Annotated in this window: 15 protein-coding genes; 7 read left to right on the top strand and 8 right to left on the bottom strand. The window is 70.8% G+C overall.

All coding sequences use genetic code 11. The features are described 5' to 3' along the window. The first annotated feature begins 119 nt into the window (after positions 1–119). The 3 genes from ABH935_RS41080 to ABH935_RS41070 are packed head-to-tail and all read left to right on the top strand — an operon-like array spanning position 120 to position 2,520. The gene (locus ABH935_RS41080) at positions 120–872 is read left to right on the top strand and encodes a GntR family transcriptional regulator (RefSeq protein ID WP_370383393.1); all 753 of its coding nucleotides are present in this window, start codon (positions 120–122) and stop codon (positions 870–872) included. Beyond that, the gene (locus ABH935_RS41075) at positions 869–1,963 is read left to right on the top strand and encodes a TauD/TfdA family dioxygenase (protein WP_370383392.1); all 1,095 of its coding nucleotides are present in this window, start codon (positions 869–871) and stop codon (positions 1,961–1,963) included. The genes ABH935_RS41080 and ABH935_RS41075 overlap by 4 nt, the downstream gene beginning before the upstream one ends. Beyond that, positions 1,960–2,520: a phosphonate degradation HD-domain oxygenase gene (locus ABH935_RS41070; protein WP_370383391.1), complete on the top strand. Its 561-nt coding sequence runs from the start codon at positions 1,960–1,962 to the stop codon at positions 2,518–2,520. The genes ABH935_RS41075 and ABH935_RS41070 overlap by 4 nt, the downstream gene beginning before the upstream one ends. A 7-nt stretch (positions 2,521–2,527) precedes the next feature. On the opposite strand, the gene ABH935_RS41065 is transcribed toward ABH935_RS41070, so the two are convergent. Continuing rightward, a complete protein-coding gene (locus tag ABH935_RS41065; RefSeq protein WP_370383390.1) occupies positions 2,528–3,304 on the bottom strand; it encodes a VOC family protein in 777 nt (258 codons plus the stop codon). Between the two features lie 146 nt (positions 3,305–3,450). Between ABH935_RS41065 and ABH935_RS41060 the strand changes: the two genes are divergently transcribed. Next, on the top strand, positions 3,451–4,824 hold the full coding sequence (locus ABH935_RS41060) for a hypothetical protein (RefSeq protein ID WP_370383389.1): 1,374 nt from the start codon (positions 3,451–3,453) through the stop codon (positions 4,822–4,824). Here the strand turns inward: ABH935_RS41060 and ABH935_RS41055 are convergent. Beyond that, positions 4,765–5,016 carry a hypothetical protein gene (locus ABH935_RS41055; protein WP_370383388.1) on the bottom strand — a complete coding sequence of 84 codons (252 nt, stop codon included), beginning with the start codon at positions 5,014–5,016 and terminating at the stop codon, positions 4,765–4,767. The two genes, ABH935_RS41060 and ABH935_RS41055, sit on opposite strands and share 60 nt — an antisense overlap. A 156-nt stretch (positions 5,017–5,172) precedes the next feature. Between ABH935_RS41055 and ABH935_RS41050 the strand changes: the two genes are divergently transcribed. Together ABH935_RS41050 and ABH935_RS41045 are read left to right on the top strand one after the other, a co-directional pair. Next, positions 5,173–6,096, top strand: a complete 924-nt coding sequence (locus ABH935_RS41050) for a ketopantoate reductase family protein (protein ID WP_370383387.1) — start codon at positions 5,173–5,175, stop codon at positions 6,094–6,096. A gap of 137 nt (positions 6,097–6,233) precedes the next feature. Further along, positions 6,234–7,328, top strand: coding sequence for a YbhN family protein (locus ABH935_RS41045; RefSeq protein WP_370383386.1), 1,095 nt, complete (start codon positions 6,234–6,236; stop codon positions 7,326–7,328). A 24-nt stretch (positions 7,329–7,352) separates the two neighbouring features. On the opposite strand, the gene ABH935_RS41040 is transcribed toward ABH935_RS41045, so the two are convergent. The 6 genes from ABH935_RS41040 to ABH935_RS41015 all read right to left on the bottom strand — a co-directional run bounded on the left by ABH935_RS41040 (position 7,353) and on the right by ABH935_RS41015 (position 14,055). Beyond that, a complete protein-coding gene (locus ABH935_RS41040; RefSeq protein ID WP_370383385.1) occupies positions 7,353–7,601 on the bottom strand; it encodes an SCO4226 family nickel-binding protein in 249 nt (82 codons plus the stop codon). Between the two features lie 812 nt (positions 7,602–8,413). After that, positions 8,414–10,150, bottom strand: coding sequence for an ABC transporter ATP-binding protein (locus tag ABH935_RS41035; protein WP_370383384.1), 1,737 nt, complete (start codon positions 10,148–10,150; stop codon positions 8,414–8,416). Next, positions 10,147–11,136, bottom strand: coding sequence for an ABC transporter permease (locus tag ABH935_RS41030; RefSeq protein WP_370383383.1), 990 nt, complete (start codon positions 11,134–11,136; stop codon positions 10,147–10,149). The genes ABH935_RS41035 and ABH935_RS41030 overlap by 4 nt, the downstream gene beginning before the upstream one ends. Next, positions 11,133–12,101, bottom strand: a complete 969-nt coding sequence (locus ABH935_RS41025) for an ABC transporter permease (protein ID WP_370383382.1) — start codon at positions 12,099–12,101, stop codon at positions 11,133–11,135. The genes ABH935_RS41030 and ABH935_RS41025 overlap by 4 nt, the downstream gene beginning before the upstream one ends. Before the next feature lie 10 nt (positions 12,102–12,111). Then, positions 12,112–13,824: an ABC transporter substrate-binding protein gene (locus ABH935_RS41020; protein WP_370383381.1), complete on the bottom strand. Its 1,713-nt coding sequence runs from the start codon at positions 13,822–13,824 to the stop codon at positions 12,112–12,114. A gap of 135 nt (positions 13,825–13,959) precedes the next feature. Next, positions 13,960–14,055 carry an Ms4533A family Cys-rich leader peptide gene (locus ABH935_RS41015; protein WP_323747997.1) on the bottom strand — a complete coding sequence of 32 codons (96 nt, stop codon included), beginning with the start codon at positions 14,053–14,055 and terminating at the stop codon, positions 13,960–13,962. Positions 14,056–14,592: 537 nt separating this feature from the next. On the opposite strand from ABH935_RS41015, the gene ABH935_RS41010 reads away from it, so the two are divergent. Continuing rightward, positions 14,593–16,725, top strand: coding sequence for a BTAD domain-containing putative transcriptional regulator (locus ABH935_RS41010; protein ID WP_370383380.1), 2,133 nt, complete (start codon positions 14,593–14,595; stop codon positions 16,723–16,725).

The raw sequence follows: 16,725 nt of genomic DNA, 5'->3' as shown, positions 1-16,725 counted from the left end.
TAGTCTTCACCCGCCATTCACCCGCCGGGCCGGCGTCGCCGCGTAGCTTGTTCCACCAAGACAGAACTTGGTCCTACAAGCCAGCGGGCCAGTGACCCACCCCGAGGAGAGCAGACGCCATGCCGGCAGCCATGTACCAGGACCTGGCAGCGACCCTGCGCGACGCGATCGCCGACGGCAGCTTCCCGCCGGGCTCCCGCCTGCCCTCCGAGCACGAGGTCTCCGAGCGCTACGGCGCCTCCCGCAACACCGTCCGCCGGGCCTTCGCCGCGCTGAGCCAGGACGGCCTGATCTCCTCGCACCAGGGCGCGCGCCGCATCGTGCTGGCCGAGCCCCGCGTGCAGAGTTTCAGCGAGCTGCGATCGTTCTCGCGGTGGGCGCGCTCCATCGGCGAGGTGCCCTCCGGCCGGGTGGTGCTGCTGGAGCGGCGGGCCGCCACCGAGGTCGAGGCACGGCAGTTGGCTCTGACGGCGGGGGAGCAGGTGGTGTACCTGGTCCGCCTGCGCTTGCTCTCAGGACGGCCGGCGATGATCGAGCGGACCGCGTACGCCGACCGGGCCGGGTCCCTGCTCGGGTTCGTCGATCTGGAGCGGGAGTCGGTCTGTGAGCGGCTGGAGGAGTACGGGATCTTCTTCGCGCACGCGCAGCACACCATCGAGGCCGTCAACGCCTCCGCTGAAGACGCCGCACTACTGGAGGCCGAGCCCGGCGCCGCCCTGCTGCGCGAGCACCGCCGCACCACCGACCACGACGGCCGGCCCCTGGAATGGTCCGAGGACGTCTATCGCGGCGACGCCGTCGCCTTCTCCATCCGCAACTCCCTCGGCGCCGCACCGCTGGCGCGCGATCACGTCAAGAAGGACCGCTCATGACGCTTCCCGTCTCCGACTATCCCGCGCTGTGGCTGCGTGACAACTGCTCCTGCGCCGACTGCGTGGCACCGGGTACCGAGCAGAAGCTCCATGGCATCACCGATCTGGCGCCGGACACACGCATAGCCCGGGTCGAAGAGGACGCGGACGCCGTGGTCGTCGTCTTCGCACCGGACGATCACCGCAGCCGCTTCACGCACGCCTGGCTGGCGGCGCACCGGCTCGACGGTGCCTTGGCCGACGACCGCTCCGAGGATGCCAAACAGCTGTGGCAGGCTGCTGACCTCGCCGGTGCGATCCCCACCGGCTCGTGGTCGGCGTTCCACCAGGATCCGGTCGAGCGGGCCGCAGGCCTGGAGGCGTTGCAGCGCCAGGGTTTCCTCCTGCTACGAGGCGTCCCGGTGACCGACCGTGCGGTCCTGACGGTGGCCGAGTCCTTCGGCTTTGTACGCCGCACCAACTACGGTGAAGTCTTCGAGGTCCGGGTCGAGGACCAGCCCACGAACCTGGCCTTCAGCAGCCTGCCGATCACGCCGCACACCGACAACCCGTACCGCGATCCCGTCCCGACCATCCAGCTGTTGCACTGCCTGGTGAACGCTGCCGACGGCGGGGACTCAGGCCTCGTGGACGGCTTCGCTGCGGCAGCGCTGCTTCGAGCAGCGGATCCCGCCGCCTTCGACCTGCTCGCCCGGACGCCGGTGACCTTCCGCTACGCCGACGCCGCAACGGAGCTGTCCGCGACCCGGCCCCTCATCGGCGTGGACCCGGTCGGCCGGATCCGCGAGATCCGCTTCAACAACCGCTCGATGCGGCCGATCGCGCTGCCGGCCGATCAGATCGACGCCTTCTACGCCGCCTACCGGCGGTTCGCCGAAATCCTCTACAGCGCCGAAGCGCAGCTCACCTTCAGGCTGGAGCCCGGCGACTGCGTCGTGTTCGACAATACCCGCGTCCTGCATGCGCGCACCGGCTTCCGCGCCGGCGGACCGCGTCACCTGCAAGGCTGCTACGCCGATCTGGACGGCGCGTACAGCGAACTCGCGGTCCTGCGCCGCGGATCCATCGAAACGAACGGAGCGGCACGATGAAGGCAGCGAACGCAGCGGATCCCGTCGACACGATCGCGACCCTGTTCGCCGAGCAGGGCGCGAACGACTACCTCGGCGAGGCCGTGACCCAGTCCGCGCACATGCTCCAGGCCGCTGCGCTCGCCGAGGCCGCGGGCGCCCCGCCGTCGCTGGTGGCCGCCGCCCTCCTGCACGACGTCGGCCACTTCACCGGCCCGGTGAGCGGCGACGAGTTGATGTCCGGCACGGACAACCGGCACAGCCACGTCGGCGCGGACTGGCTCGGCACGTGGTTCCCGGAGTCGGTCACCGAGCCGGTGCGGCTGCACGTCGCCGCGAAGCGGTACCTGTGCGCCACCGAGCCCGGGTACTTCGAGAAGTTGTCGGAGGCGTCCGTCTACACCCTCCAGGTGCAGGGCGGTCCGATGAGCGCCGAGGAGGCCGAGCGGTTCGCCGCCGGCGAGTACGCGGTGCGGGCGGTGGCGCTGCGTCGCTGGGACGAGGAGGCGAAGGATCCCGACGCCGTCGTCCCGGGGTTCGAGCACTACCGGCCGCTGCTGGAAGAGCTGGTCCGCTGAGGCCGGCTCAGGCGGCGGTGGCGTCCTCGCGCTCGGCTTCGTAGAGCGCGAACACGGCGCCCTGCGGGTCCCGCAGCGTCGCGAAGTAGCCGGTGCCCGGCAGGTGGAACGTCTGCGTCAGGGTGCGTGCACCCAGTTCTGCCGCCTGTTCCGCGGCCGCCGCGGCGTTGTCCGTCCGGAAGTAGAGCAGCCAGTGCGGCGGCACGGCGTCCGGGACGCCCGAGGAGCTCATGTCCTGCACGCCGCCGAACTGGCGGTCGCCGGCGCTCAGGTGCGCATAGGCGTCGTCGCTGATCGACCAGCCGAACAGGGCCTGGTAGAAGGCGTTCGCGGCGGGCACGTCGCGGGTCGCCAGCTCCGCCCAGCACGGCGCGCCCGGCTCGTCCCACAGGCCGAAGCCGTGGAAGGAGCGGGGCTGCCAGATGGTGAACATCGCGCCGGTGGGGTCGCGCAGGACGGCGAAGCGGCCGTTGTCGAAGACGTCCATCGGGGCCATCAGGACCTCGCCGCCCTCCTCGGCGGCCCGGGCGGCCGTGGCGTCGGCGTCCAGGACCGCGAAGGAGACCGTCCAGGCGACCGGCTGGCCCGGGGCGTAGAGCGGGGACATGGCCGCGACGGGGACTTCTTCCAGCGTCGCCATGGTGTAGCCGCCGGCTTCGGCGCGCGGGTCCGTGGTGACGGTCCAGCCGAACAGGGCGGTGTAGAACTCGCCCGACTTCGGGACGTCGGCGGTGCCGAGTTCGGCCCAGCACGGTGCGCCGATGGCTGCTTCGGTCGGCTTCATGGGGGCCAGGTTTCCACGTCGTCCAGGGGTGCGCGAGCGGAATCGGGGATGCCTTCATCCGTTCAGCGCAAGCGATTCGTGTCTCCGGGTCCTGATCGCCCAGAGTAGGCGCGTCTTCGGCAACCTCGGGCGGACGGATTCGGACCTTGGCCACACGGTTCTCGGCAACGGCGGCGGCGATCGGGCTGATCGGGCTGGTCGGCGGGCTGCTCGCCGCCTCGTCGGGCGGTGCGGCGACGGCGGCGGCACGTCCGGTGCCCTCAGGACCCGCGGCGGGGTCGGGCTCCATCCCCTATTCGGTCGCCGACCCGGACACCGCGCCCCGGCCGGTGGTCACGGTCGAGATCGGCGGCGTGCAGCTGCTGATGCTGCTGGACACCGGCTCGACCGGGATCCGCGTCGCGGCCGACAAGATCCCCTCCGGCGCGGTCACCGTCACCGGCCCGGCGGCGGCCTACGGCTACGGCAGCGGCATCCAGCTGCACGGCGACCAGGCCGACGCCGACGTGGTCATGAACGGCTACCACACCGGTCCGCTGCCGATCGAGCTGGTCCGCTGGACCGACTGCTTCGCGGACAAGCCCGACTGCCCGGCCGCGCACGGCGCCAAGCCCGCGATGTTCGGCGGCGTGCTCGACGGCATCATGGGGGTCAGCCCCGAGGAGATCTCCGGGCTGGTGAACCCGCTGTGGGCGCTGCACGACGCCGCAGGCGGCCCCATCGGGCGGCAGTTCGCGGTGAGCTACGACCCCTCGCAGGTCAGCGGTGAGATCCAGCTGAACGTCCCGGCGGCCGGCTACGGCCTGGCACAGCTGCCGAGGACCCCGGCGGGCAGCCACCGGCACGTGCGGTCGGCGCTGCTGCCGGCGGCACCGCCGTCGTGGAACCCGCGCGCCGTGCAGACCTGCGTCGAGGGCGGCGCGCTGGCGAAGCACTGCGGTCCGGCGATGTTCGACACTGGCACGCCGGAGTTCGCGCTCAACGTGCCCGGCGGACCGGCGGGGACCTGGCTGGCGGGGCGCTCGCTGGTCGTCGGGGTTCCGGAGGCGGGGTGGTCGGCCGCTTACAGCACTGGGTCCGGGACCGGCGTGAGTGTGGCCGATGCGCCTTCGACTGCGACGTCGGGGACTCTGATCGGGTTCCCGGCGTTCGCGCAGGGCCCGATCCGCTTCGACCTGGAGGCCGGGACCGTCGGCTTCCCGGTCCACCCGGAGCCGGGGACGGCACCGGCACCGCAACAGCGGGGTCTGGTCGAGGCTCCGGCGGCCCTGGCCCCGGCCGCCGTGCCCTCCGCCGCGCCTCAGCACGCTGCGACGGCACCCCCCGCGCCCAAGCACGCGACGTCCAAGAAGCACTACCCGAGCCTGCCCTTCCACAAGACCGGCAAGAAGGCCCACAGCCTCCCCGACACCGGAGTCCCCATGTCAGCAGCCCTCGGCGCGGTCACCGCGCTGACCGCACTACTCGCGGGCATCGGTACCGTCCGGGCCGCGCGCCGCCGTACCGACCGCGAGGCCTGATCCGGGCAGCGCCTCCTCAGGCAGGTGGACCCGGTGCTGCCCCAGGTCGTGGCGGCAGCCGAACAGCGACCACTTGTGGCCGTCGCAGAGGTCGTGGGTCGAGGCGGCGGCGGTGACCGGCGCGAGCGCGGTGATGGCGACGCAGGCGGCGGCTAGGCGCGCGATGGTTCGGGGGTTGATGAGAGACTTCATGCCCTCCAGACTCGCCATCCGCCGGGCTGGATGCTGCATCCGTTGCTCCGAACGGATGGCCGTCGGCGTGCCTGGGGCGCCGGGCCGTGGGAATGATCACGTGGGTGGAGTGGTTGCGCGCTGAGGACCACTGTTGTTTCCCAGGAGGGGTGCGGAATGCGGATTCTCGTCGTCGGAGCCGGGGCGACCGGCGGGTACTTCGGTGGGCGGTTGGTGCAGGCTGGGCGGGACGTGACGTTTCTGGTCCGCGAGGGTCGGGCCCGGGTGCTGCGGGAGCGCGGCCTGCGGATCGTCGGGCTTGGCGAGGAGACGGTGCTGGAGCCGAAGCTGGTCACCGCTGACACGGTCGAGGGGCCGTATGACCTGGTGCTGCTCACTGTGAAGGAGTCCGGCCTGCTCGGGGCGGTGGCCGACTTGGCGCCTGCGGTCGGTCCGGACACGCTGATCCTGCCGGTGCTTAATGGGATGCGGCAGATCGACGTGCTGGTCGAGCGGTTCGGGGAGGACGCGGTGCTTGGTGGCATCGCCTACGTCATGACCACGCTCGATGCTGATGGCGACATCCTGCGGCTGGCGCCGATGCACCGACTTGCCTACGGCCGTCGCGATGGGGGGCTCGACGAGCGGATTCAGGCCGTGCACGCCGAGTTGTCCGACGCCGGGTTCGACACGGCGCTGTCTGAGCGGATTTTGTCGGGGATGTGGTCGAAGTGGACGTTCATCTCCGCGCTGGGGGCGGTTTGCGTGCTTGGGAGCGGCACTGTCGGCGAGGTCGCGGCGGTGCCTGGCGGTGTGGCGCTGGCCGAGACGGTGCTGGGCGAGGGCGCGTCGGTTGCGGCGGCGGCCGGATATCCGGTCTCGGATAAGGAGCTGGACGTCTACCGGGGCATGCTCACCGCGCAGGGTAGCGACGATACCTCGTCGTTGTTCCGCGACCTGTCGGTCGGCCTTCCGGTCGAGGCCGAGCAGATCTTCGGGGACCTGGTGGCGCGCGCCGAGGCGCTGGGCGTCGCGGTGCCGCTGCTGGCGGCGGTGACGGTTCGGCTTCGCGTGCACAACGCGCGGGTGGCCGGGGCGTAACGCCTTCGTGTTCCTTCGGTGGGGCCGGGCCTAACAACAATGCATAGTTATGCCCGGTCCGTTAACCTCCTTCGATATCAGGGTGCTCTTGTCAGTGCTCTTGGTGGTGCTCTTGTCAGAGGCCGGAGGGGGCTGTCGTGGCTGACGTGGGGAGGGCTGGTGCCCGGGCACGGCGCGCGGTCGCGGTGCTGGTGCCGGCGGTGGTGTGCGTCGCAGCCTTCGGTTACGGGCTGCCCAAGCTCGCGTCGTACCACGGGGTGCTGGGCACCTTCCGGGCGCTGACCTCGGGCTGGGCGGTGGTGGTGCTGGCGGCTGCTGCGGTGAATCTGCTCGCGAACTGGGTGTTCATCGCCGCCGCGATCCCGGGGCTGCCGTTGCGGCGCGCGGCCGCGGTGAACCTGGCGTCGACGGCTGTGGCGAACACGGTGCCGGCTGGGGGTGCTGTGTCGGTCGGGGTGAGCTGGCGGATGCTGTCCAGCTGGGGCTTGAGCCGGCGCTCGTTCGCGGTCTACACCGGGGTCACCGGTGTGTGGAGCACGCTGGCCAAGCTGGCGACGCCGGCCGTGGTCGTGCTGGTGCTGGCCGGTACCGGGCGGCTGACGTCGGGCAACGGTGCTGTTGCGACGCTGTGTCTGGGCGCGGCGATCTGTGCGGGGGCCTTCATCGCCGGCGTGGCCGTGGTGCGCCGGTCGCTGCGCGACGAGCACACGGCCCACGCGGTCGGGCGCGGCGCACAGCGCTGGGCCGATCGCGTGTTTCGGCTGGCGCGCCGGACGGCGCCGACGACGATCGCGGCGGTGGTGGTGCGGTTTCGTGACGACTCGGTGGAGCTGCTCAGGGCGCGTAGCGGGCGGCTGACATTGGCCAGTATCGGGAACGATCTGGGCTGGTTGTTGGTGTTCCAGACCTGCCTGCTGGCGTGCGGGGTGCCGCAGTCGCAGGTCCCGTGGAGCCGGTGCCTGGCCGGCTTCGCGCTCGCGCGGGTGCTGTCGGCGGTGCCGGTGACGCCGGGCGGGGTCGGGGTGATTGAGTTGGGGCTGACGGCGTACTTGGCCGTGGGTTTGGATCCGGCCGGGGCTGCGCGGGTTACGGCGGCGGTGTTGTTGGCTAGGGCGTTGACGTATGTGCTGCCGATTCCTTTGGGGGCTGTGGCGTATGCGGGGTGGCGGTTGCGGCGGGCGGGCGCGCGAAGCGAGATGACTGTCGCTGAGGGTGCGGGTGCGGAGAGCTAGGCGCTCTGGGTCCGCTGGGTGCTCTCACACCGTGATCGGCACCTCGTAGACCTCGTCGGCTGGATGGCCGGCGCGCTCGTGGACCCGCTTCACGGCTTCCTTGTTCGGCCCGGTGGACAGGCAGAAGACCATCCCGGATTCGGGATCGAGCCAGGCCTTCTCGAAGTGCACGCCCTCGCTCGCCTCGATGGCGAGGTCGGCCGCGTGCGCCTCCTGCAACTGGTCGCCGGTCACCCCGACGAATCCTTTGTGTACGTCCATGAAGGTCGCCATGCAGACCACCTTCCTTTCGTTCTGCGGTGCTGGGTTCTTCCAGCATTGCTGGTTCTGGGCGGATGTGCCTGATCGGCGAAATTCCGGTGGGTTTGGTTGGGGTGTGGGTGGTGGTGGCGGGGGTGGTGTTGGTGTCGGTGTTGGTGTCGGTGGCGCGTGCTATATCTGTGTATAAGGGGCGATAATTCCCTAACAAAATGCCGGCATGCTCGACTCGGACACTGGGTCACGTTGGCGGCTGGCGGTTTTCGTGAGCAAGACTGCGCGGCGGTTCAGGTGTCGGCGGCGGTGCGTTGGCGGCTGGCGGTTTTCGTGGGCACGATCGCGCGGCGGTCCGAGTCACTGCGCATGTCGTAGGCGGCAATCGTCGTGCGTGGTGGGCACCTTGAGGCCTCCGGCGGGCGCTCTACAGCGAGGGGGCGACCCGCGCGACCTGCTCGGGGGCGGCGGCCCGCGACTGGTCGGCTTTCTATCCGCTGTTGCCTGCGTTGCGCTGCTTACCGGCGGTGTTGCTTGTGGTCGCCGGGTTCTGGGTCCCTCGCCGCGTCGTCGCCGTAAACGGAACCAGCCCGGTTTGGCGGAATCAAGCCGCACCCCTGCTGCTGTGGTCGCCCCTCGTCCGGCTTGACACCGCCAAACCGGGCAGGTTGGCAGAGCCCGCCGACGCGGCGAGGGACCCAGAACCAACACCCCGCATGGTCCTTCGGACCCCCTCACGATATGGCCGGTCGCGCTGGCCCGTCGCCGCTCGCGGCCCGAAACTGCTCGGGAAGCCGTGCGGCGGGTGGCGCGGCTTCCCGAGCGTGTCTTGGTCAGGCCGCCGCCAGTGCCTCGCGGCGGCGTGCGCGCTGGGCCCGGGCGGCTGCTGGGTCGAGGATTGGTACCGCGTTCAGTAGGGTGCGCGTGTAGTCGTGTTGGGGGGCGTCGAAGAGGGTTGTGGCGTCCGCGAGTTCGACGATGCGGCCGTGGCGCATTACTGCTACGCGGTCGGCGATCTGGCGGACTACGGCTAGGTCGTGGGCGACGAATACCACGGTGAGGCCGTATTCGTGCTGGACGTTGCGGAGTAGGTCCAGGATCACCGCCTGTGTTGAGACGTCCAGGGAGGCTACCGGCTCGTCGCAGACCAGGAGCTTTGGGCGTAGGGCCAGGGCGCGGGCTATGCCGACGCGTTGGCGCATGCCGCCGGAGAACTCGTGGGGGAAGCGGTCGTAGGACTCGGGGTCGAGGCCGACGTTGGTCATGAGTTCGCGTACTGCGGTGCGGATCTCGGTGTCTGAGGACTGTCCCGCTATGCGTAGCGGGTCGGCGATGGTTTCGCCGACGGAGCGGCGTGGGTTCAGCGAGGACAGCGGGTCCTGGAAGACCATCTGTAGGTCGCGGCGTAGTGGCCGGAGCTGGCGTTCCGGGATCGCGGAGATGTCGGTGCCGCTGAATACCACGCTGCCGGCCGAGGGCTCCAGGAGGCGCACGAGCATGCGCGCCAACGTGGTCTTGCCGCTGCCGCTTTCGCCGACCAGGCCGAGGGTTTCGCCGGCTCGCAGCTCCAGGCTGACGCCGTCTACCGCGCGTACCGGCTCGGTACGGCGGCCGAGTAGTGCGCCGCCGCGCCGGTACTGCTTGGCTACGCCTTCGATGCGCACCAGGATGTCCGGCTCGGCGTCGGTGCGGTCGCCAGCGCCAGCGTCGGCGGCGTCGGGCTCGTCCGCTGAGGCGTCTGAGGCACCACGCGCCCGCTCTGGCAGCGGTGAATCCAGCCGAGGCATCGCCGCCAGCAGCCCCTGCGTATAAGCATGCTGCGGATCCAGCAGTACCTGCTCTGCCGAGCCGTTCTCCACCGCGACGCCCTGATGCATCACCACCACCTCGTCGGCGGTTCCGGCGACCACGCCGAGGTCGTGGCTGATCAGCACCAGCGCCATTCCGGTCTCGCTCTGCACCTCGGCCAGGAGGTCCAGGATCTGTGCCTGCACCGTCACGTCCAGGGCCGTCGTCGGCTCGTCTGCGACCAGTACCGCCGGTCGGCAGGCCAGGGCCATCGCGATCAGTGCACGCTGTCGCATGCCGCCGGAGAACTCGTGCGGGTGCGCGCGGTAGCGTCGGGCGGCGTCCGGGATGCGCACCTGCTCCAGGACCTCGATCGTGCGGGCCCGCGCCTCGGCGCGGGAGGCCTTGGTGTGCAGGCGGTAGACCTCGGAGATCTGGTCGCCGATGGTGTGGAAGGGGTCCAGTGCGGTCAGGGGGTCCTGGAACACCATCGCGATCTTCGAGGCGCGCAGCTTGCGTACCTCGGTGTCGGTGGCTGAGACCAGGTCCACGCCGTCGACCAGGACCTGTCCGGAGACTCGGGCCGGGGTGCCGCGGTGCAGGCCCAGCAGGGACAGCGCGGTGGCGCTCTTGCCCGAGCCGGACTGGCCGACGATGCCCAGTGCCGAGCCTGCCCGGACCGAGAAGCTCAGGTCCTTGACGGCGTGCACGACCTCGCCGCCTCGGATGGGGAAGTCGATGCTGAGGCCCTTGACCTCCAGCACCGGGTTCGTCGCGGTCATGTCAGCTCCACTCGGGGGTCGATCGCCGCGTACAGGACGTCGGCCAGGGCGTTGGCCACGACGTAGACCGCGCCGGCGGTGAGCGTCACGCCGACGATCACCGGCAGGTCGGTGCTGCCGACGGCGCTGACCAGCGCCTGGCCGATGCCCGGCAGGCCGAACATGGTCTCGGTGAGCACCGCCGAGGTCATGATGTTGGCCAGGTCGATCGCGGCCATCGTGACCAGCGGGGTCAGGGCGCCGCGCAGCACGTGCCCGGTGATGACCCGGCGCTCGGGCAGGCCGTAGGCGCGCGCGGTGCGCACGTGGTCCTCGCTGAGGATCTCCAGGGTCTGCGCCCGGGTCATGCGGGCGTAGGCGGCGGCGGCGATCAAGGCCAGCGCGATCCAGGGCAGCAGTAGGTTCTGGGCCCAGGCGGCCGGGTCCTGGGTCAGCGGCACGTACGTCGGGAACGGCAGCCACTGGAGGTCGGAGCAGAACACGATGAGCAGTACCAGCGCGACCAGGAATACCGGCGTGGCGTAGCCGACCAGGACGACCGCGTTCAGTGCGCGGTCCAGCCAGTGGCGCCGGCTGAGCACCGTCACCAGGCCTGCGCCGATGCCCACCAGCAGCGACAGCGCCAGGGCGCCGAACGCCAGCGAGGCCGACACCGGTAGCGCGCTGCCCAGGATCGTGGTCACCGGCTGCTCGGTCTCGAAGGAGTAGCCCAGGCATGGCGCGGGGCAGTGCTGGACGCTCGGTCCGGAGGAGTAGTCGCGGCCGAAGAAGATCCCGTGGAGGAACGACAGGTACTGGTCGACCAGCGGCTTGTCCAGGCCCATCGAGGACTTCACGACCGCCAGCCGGTCCGGGGTGCAGCCCTTGCCGCAGGCCAGCAGGGCCGGGTCGGAGGGGCCGGCGTAGAAGAGCGCGTAGACGATCGCCGACAGCGCCAGCAGCACGACCACGGCGCCGACGACCCGGCGGATCAGGTAGCCGATCATGCCGCCACCTCCGTGTTGCGCGGGTCCAGGACCCGGCGGACGCCGTCGGCCAGCAGCGTGAACGCCAGCAGTGTCAGGAACAGCGCGCCGCCGGGGACGAGCACGTACATCACGTCGGGCCGGAACCAGGTGGTGCCGCCGGAGAGCATCTGGCCCCACGACGGTGTCGGCGGCCGAACGCCGACGCCCAGGAACGACAGCCCGGCCTCGGAGACCATGTTGGTCGGAACGAGCAGCGCGGCGTAGGTCAGGATCGGGGTCACCAGCCCGGGCAGGATCTCCCGGCGGGCCACGCGCAGCGGTGGCGCGCCGGACAGCTTGGCGGCGGCCACGTAGTCACGGGTGCGCAGCGACAGCGCCTGGCCGCGGGCCAGTCGGGCCGTGCTGCCCCAGCCGACCAGTGCGATGACCACGGCGAGGATCAGCGGCCGCGGGATCGAGGCCGGGACGATCGCCATCAGCCCGATCGCGAACAGCACCGAGGGGAAGGCCAGCGACAGGTCGGTCAGCCGGCTCAGGACGGCGTCGGTGGCCCGGCCGCCGAGCCCGGCGGCGATGCCCACGGACAAGCCGAAGAGCACCTGCAGCGCGGTGGCGCCGATCGCGACGCCCAGCGAGATCCGGGCGCCGTAGACGAGCCGGGCGAACAGGTCGCGGCCGGTTTGCGGTTCTACACCGAGCCAGTGGCTGGCGCTGATGCCCCCGAGGGAGCCCAGGGGCGTGCCGCCGGTGGCCGAGTCGACCAGCTCCGGGTGCAGGGAGGTGGTGTTCTGGCCCTCCAGGGCGGTCAGGACCGGCGCGAACACCGCGACCAGCACCATCACCGTGATGATGACCATGCCGGCCGCGGCGGCCTTGTCCTTGCGCAGGCGCCGCCAGATCGCGCCGCGCGGACGCGGCGGGGACGGGAGCGGCGGGGGCGACGACGGGCCGGAGCCCGCCGCCGCCTCGATGGTGGTGGTCAACGCGGGGGCCTTACTTGATCGAGATGCGGGCGAGGTCGTACTGGCCTCGCCAGCCGTCGGGGACGGCGTTCTTCACGTTCTTGCCGAACAGGGCGACGTCCTTCTCGTAGAACAGCGGCACGGTCAGCGCCTGCTGCCCGAGCTTGGCGTCCAGTGCGCCCCAGCGGGCCTGTGCCTGCTGCGGGTCGGTGATGGCGTTGATCGCGTCGATCTCGGCGTTCACGCTCGGGTCGTTCAGCTGCGCCAGGTTGAAGTTGCCGCCGCTGGCGACGATCTGCCGGCCGTCGAAGATCGGGATGAGGAACGGCGCTCCGGAGGGCCAGTCGGCGCCCCAGTACTGCAGCGACATGCCGGGCTCGCTGCTGGGCTTGTTCGTCACGTCCGAGTAGCTGTTGTCGTCGACCGGGTTCAGGTTCACCGTGATGCCGGCCGCCTTGAGCGCGTCCTGGACCGCGGTGGCCAGCTTCGGGCCGAAGCCGTTGGCGTCGTCGGCCTCGTGGAACAGCGTGACCGTCAGGCCGTTGGGGTAGCCGGCCTGCGCCAGCAGGTCCTTGGCCTTGGTCGGGTTCCCGGTGTCGCCGGCCGGGAAGTCGTCGTACTGCTGGTAGCCCAGCGCCTTCTGCGGCGGCAGGAAGGTGGTCGAGGCGCCGGCGACGGCGGTGCCGCCGGCGGCGTTCACGGCGGTGGTGCGGTTGATCGCGTAGGAGATCGCCTCGCGCACCCGGATGTCGTCGAACGGCTTCACCTTCGTGTTGAAGGCGATGTAGGTGGTCGCCGGGAACTCGCCGTGCGCCACGCGCTTGGCCAGCGCGGGGTTGCTGTTCAGCTGCGCCAGCTGGTCCGGGCCGATGGTGGTGTCGGTGGTGACCGCGTTCGCGTCCTGGCCGGTGCCGGTGGCGATGCGCTGGTTGATGACCGCCGGGTTCAGGCCGGAGGTGACGTCGATCTTGTCCGGGCAGGCGTAGCGCAGGGTGTCGCTGGCCGAGGACCAGTGCGGGTTGCGCACCAGGTCCAGGGTCTTGCTCTTGTCGTAGCTGGCGACCATGTAGGGGCCGGAGGAGATCGGGTGCTTCTCGTAGTCGACGCCGGTGTCCTTGGCCTTGGGCACCGGGGCGAACTGCGTGGCGGTGGCCAGCAGCGGGAAGTCGCCCTCGGGCTTGCGCAGCTTGAAGATGATGGTCTTCGCATCCGGGGTCTCGATGGCCGCGATGCCGTCCGGGTCCTTGTAAGGGCCCTGGTAGTTCGCCGCGTTCACCAGCCAGTCGCGCAGGTACGGGGCGCCGCCGGGCAGCTCCGGCGCGAACGAGCGCTCGATGCCGTACTTGATGTCGGCCGAGGTGATCGGCGTGCCGTCCTCGAAGAAGATGTTGTCCTTCAGGTGGTACGTCCACGTCTGCGCGCCGTCGCTCGGCGTGCCGAGGTCGGTGGCCAGGTCCGGGGCCGGCTTGGCACCGTCCTGGCCGGGCTGCCGGTTGCGCGTGGTGAGTGTGCGGAACAGCAGCGAGGGGATGTTGCCGCCGCCGGAGGTGTAGATGCGCGCCGGGTCCAGCTTGCTGATGCTGTCCTGGTTCAGGACCTCCAGCGTGCCGCCCTGGCACGTCTTGGGGTCGAAGGCGGCCGAGCCCGCGGCGCCGGACGAGGAGTGGCCCGCCGACGACGAGCACGCGGCCGCACCGGCGGCGACCAGCGCCAGGGCAGCCGAAAGGACGGATATTCTCCGCATGGGAAGACCTCTCGGACGAGGGGAGACGTGGGAAAGCGGTGCGTGCCCGGGAAGGTGCGCACTGACGAGAAAGCGCTTTAGCGAAGGCCCGCGAACGAACGTGGACAGCGGGCCGGTCAACGGCTACAAGGCCGGCTAACGGCTACAGAGGATGTCCGCGACGCAGTGGTTCGTCACGGCGAGCAGCGCGCGTTCGAGGAACGCCATGCGGGCCGTGATGATCGAGGACATGTCTAGAAGGTAGGTCGGGATTCCGGCGAGGGTCAAACCAGCCCGGTATATGGACAAGACCTTGATGCGATCGTTACCGGGGGGTGCCCGAGCCGAGATCATCGAGCCGGGGTGGCCACAAGGCATGGCGCGGTTATTCCCATGACAAGTCAGGATCATGCGATGAAGCCCGGACTGGAACCGGCATGGTGCATAACGGGATATAGTGGCGCACAAGCGGCACATAGCAGTGCGCCCGGCTCGGATTCCGAGCCGGGCGCACTGTCCCCCCTTCATACCGTGATCAGCGCGTGAGCGTGGGGCTCTCGACGTGCGTGACCGCGGAGCTGGTGCCCGGGACCGGCGGTGCCTGCGGCGCCCCCGAAGTCGCCGCACCCGGTCGCCGGGCCTTGTTCTCAAGGATGGATCGGGCCGCTGATCCGGCACTGATATGCCGCTGAAACCCCTGGCGAACCCGATCGTGTCCGCATCCGTTTGGGTCGCAGAAGGCAGATTCACTGAAGACGGATTCACTGCCACGGGGGAGCTGGGTTGAGCATGCAAGTAAGGATTCTGGGACCCATCGAGATCGCCGGTCCGGAGGGTTCGTGGGAGGTTGCGGGGCTGCGTCGCAAGGCGGTGCTGGCAGCTCTCGCGGTGGAACCCGGCCGGGTCGTCAGCACCGAACGGCTGGCCGCGGCGGTGTGGGACGGGCAGGCGCCGACCACGGTCCGTAACACGCTTCAGGCGCACATCTCCTACCTGCGGCGGGCCTTCGGCGATCCGGACGTCATCCGGGCGGTGTCGCCGGGATACCTGCTGCGGCTCGGTGTCGAGGCGACCGACGCCGAAGCGGCCGGGCGGCTGATTCAGGAGGCCGCGCAGGAAGAAGATCCGGCGCGCCGCACGGCTCGCGCGCAAGAGGCGGTCGCGTTGTGGCGCGGACCGGCGCTGGCGGATGTGGCGGATCTGGCGGCGTTCCACGGTTGGGCCCAGCGGCTGGACGAACTCCGGGTCAGGGCCCGGCGACTGCTCATCGACTGCCTGCTGACGCTGGGCCGGGTGAACCAGGCGGTCCAGGACGCCCAGGAACTCTGGTACGACTACCGGCTGGACGAGGAGTCCGCCGGCCTGCTGATGCGAGCGCTTTACCAGGCCGGACGGCAGGTCGACGCGCTGGCTGTGTATCGGGAGATCAGCAGCGCGCTGCGGGAGGAGCTCGGCCTGGACCCCGGCGCGGCGCTGCGTGAGCTGGAGGCCGCGATCCTGCGGCAGGACGCTGGTGTGCTGCGGCGCCAGTCGGCGCTGGAGCCGCCGCCCGAACCGTCGCCTGAGCAGGAGCGGGAGCCTGAACGGGAGTTGTCGCCGGCCCCGGCTCAGCTGCCCGGCTCGGTGTACATCGTCGGCCGGGATCCGCAGATCCGCACTCTGGACGCGCTGGCCGAGCGGGTCGCGGACGCCGATCCGTCGAGCCCGGCGGCGATCGCCGCGATCACCGGAACGGCCGGGATCGGCAAGACGGCGCTCGCCGTGCACTGGGCCCGGCGCGTCGCCGGGGCCTTCCCGGACGGCCAGTTGCACGTGGACCTGCACGGCTCCGGCCTCGGCGAGACCGCGGTCGACATCGGCCAGACGCTGCGGGCGTTCCTCGTCGCGCTGGGGGTGCCGAAGGAGCGGATCCCTTCGGATCCCGCGGCGCGCGCTGCTCTGTTCCGCAGCGTGTCGGCCGACCGGCGGGTGCTCATCGTGCTGGACAACGTGCGCGACGCCGAGCAGATCCGGCCGCTGCTGCCGGGTGCGCCCGGCTGTCTGGTGCTGGTCACGAGTAGGAGTCCGCTGGCTTCGCTGGTGGCGTGCGAGGGTGCGACGGCGATTCCGCTGGACTTGCTGGCTCCGCGGGACGCGTACGCGTTGCTGGAACGACGGCTGGGGCCGGAGCGGCTGGCCGCCGAGCCGGGGCCGTTCCGCGGCGTCGTCGAGAGCTGCGAAGGCCTGCCGCTGGCGATCAGCCTCGCCGGCGCCTGGGCCGCCACGCATCCGCGGCTGTCGATCGCCGAGTACGCGGTCGATCTCGCGAAGATCGCCACGACGTTCGAGGCCCTGGACGGCGGTGACCACCGGACTGATCTGCGCGCGGTGTTCTCGTGGTCGTATCGCGCGCTGTCCGACGAGGCGGCGCGTTTGCTTCGGTTCCAGAGCCTGCGGCCGGGGCCCGGGATCAGCGTTCCGGCCGCCGCCAGTCTGGTCGCGGCCTCGCGCGGGCGGGCGGCGGAGCTCGTCGCCGAGTTGACCGGCACAGCGTTGCTGACGCAGTACGCGCCCGGGCGGTACGGGGCGCATGATCTGCTGTGCCGGTTTGCGTATCAGGAGTCGATGGCGTTCGACCCGCAGGTGGTGCGGGCCGAAGCTGTGCTGCGGCTGATGGAGCACTATCTGTACTCGGCTGTTGCCGCGGCGCGGTGGCTGGATCCGTGCGGTGGTGAGGCGAAGCTGCCTGATCCGCGTCCCGGTGTCGTGCCCGAGTGCTTCGAGTCGCGGGCGGCTGCGGCAGCCTGGCTGCGTGCCGAGGCGGCGGAGTTGGCGGCGACGGTCGAGCGGGCCGTCGAGGACGGGGTCGACACCGGAGCGTGGTCGCTGGTGTCCGCGTGGATCCCGGGCTTGCGCGAGCTGCTCGACGTCGAGGCGGCCTGA

The sequence above is a fragment of the Catenulispora sp. GAS73 genome (assembly GCF_041262085.1).
GTDB lineage: Bacteria > Actinomycetota > Actinomycetes > Streptomycetales > Catenulisporaceae > Catenulispora.
This window is presented reverse-complemented; position numbering and strand designations above follow the sequence as displayed.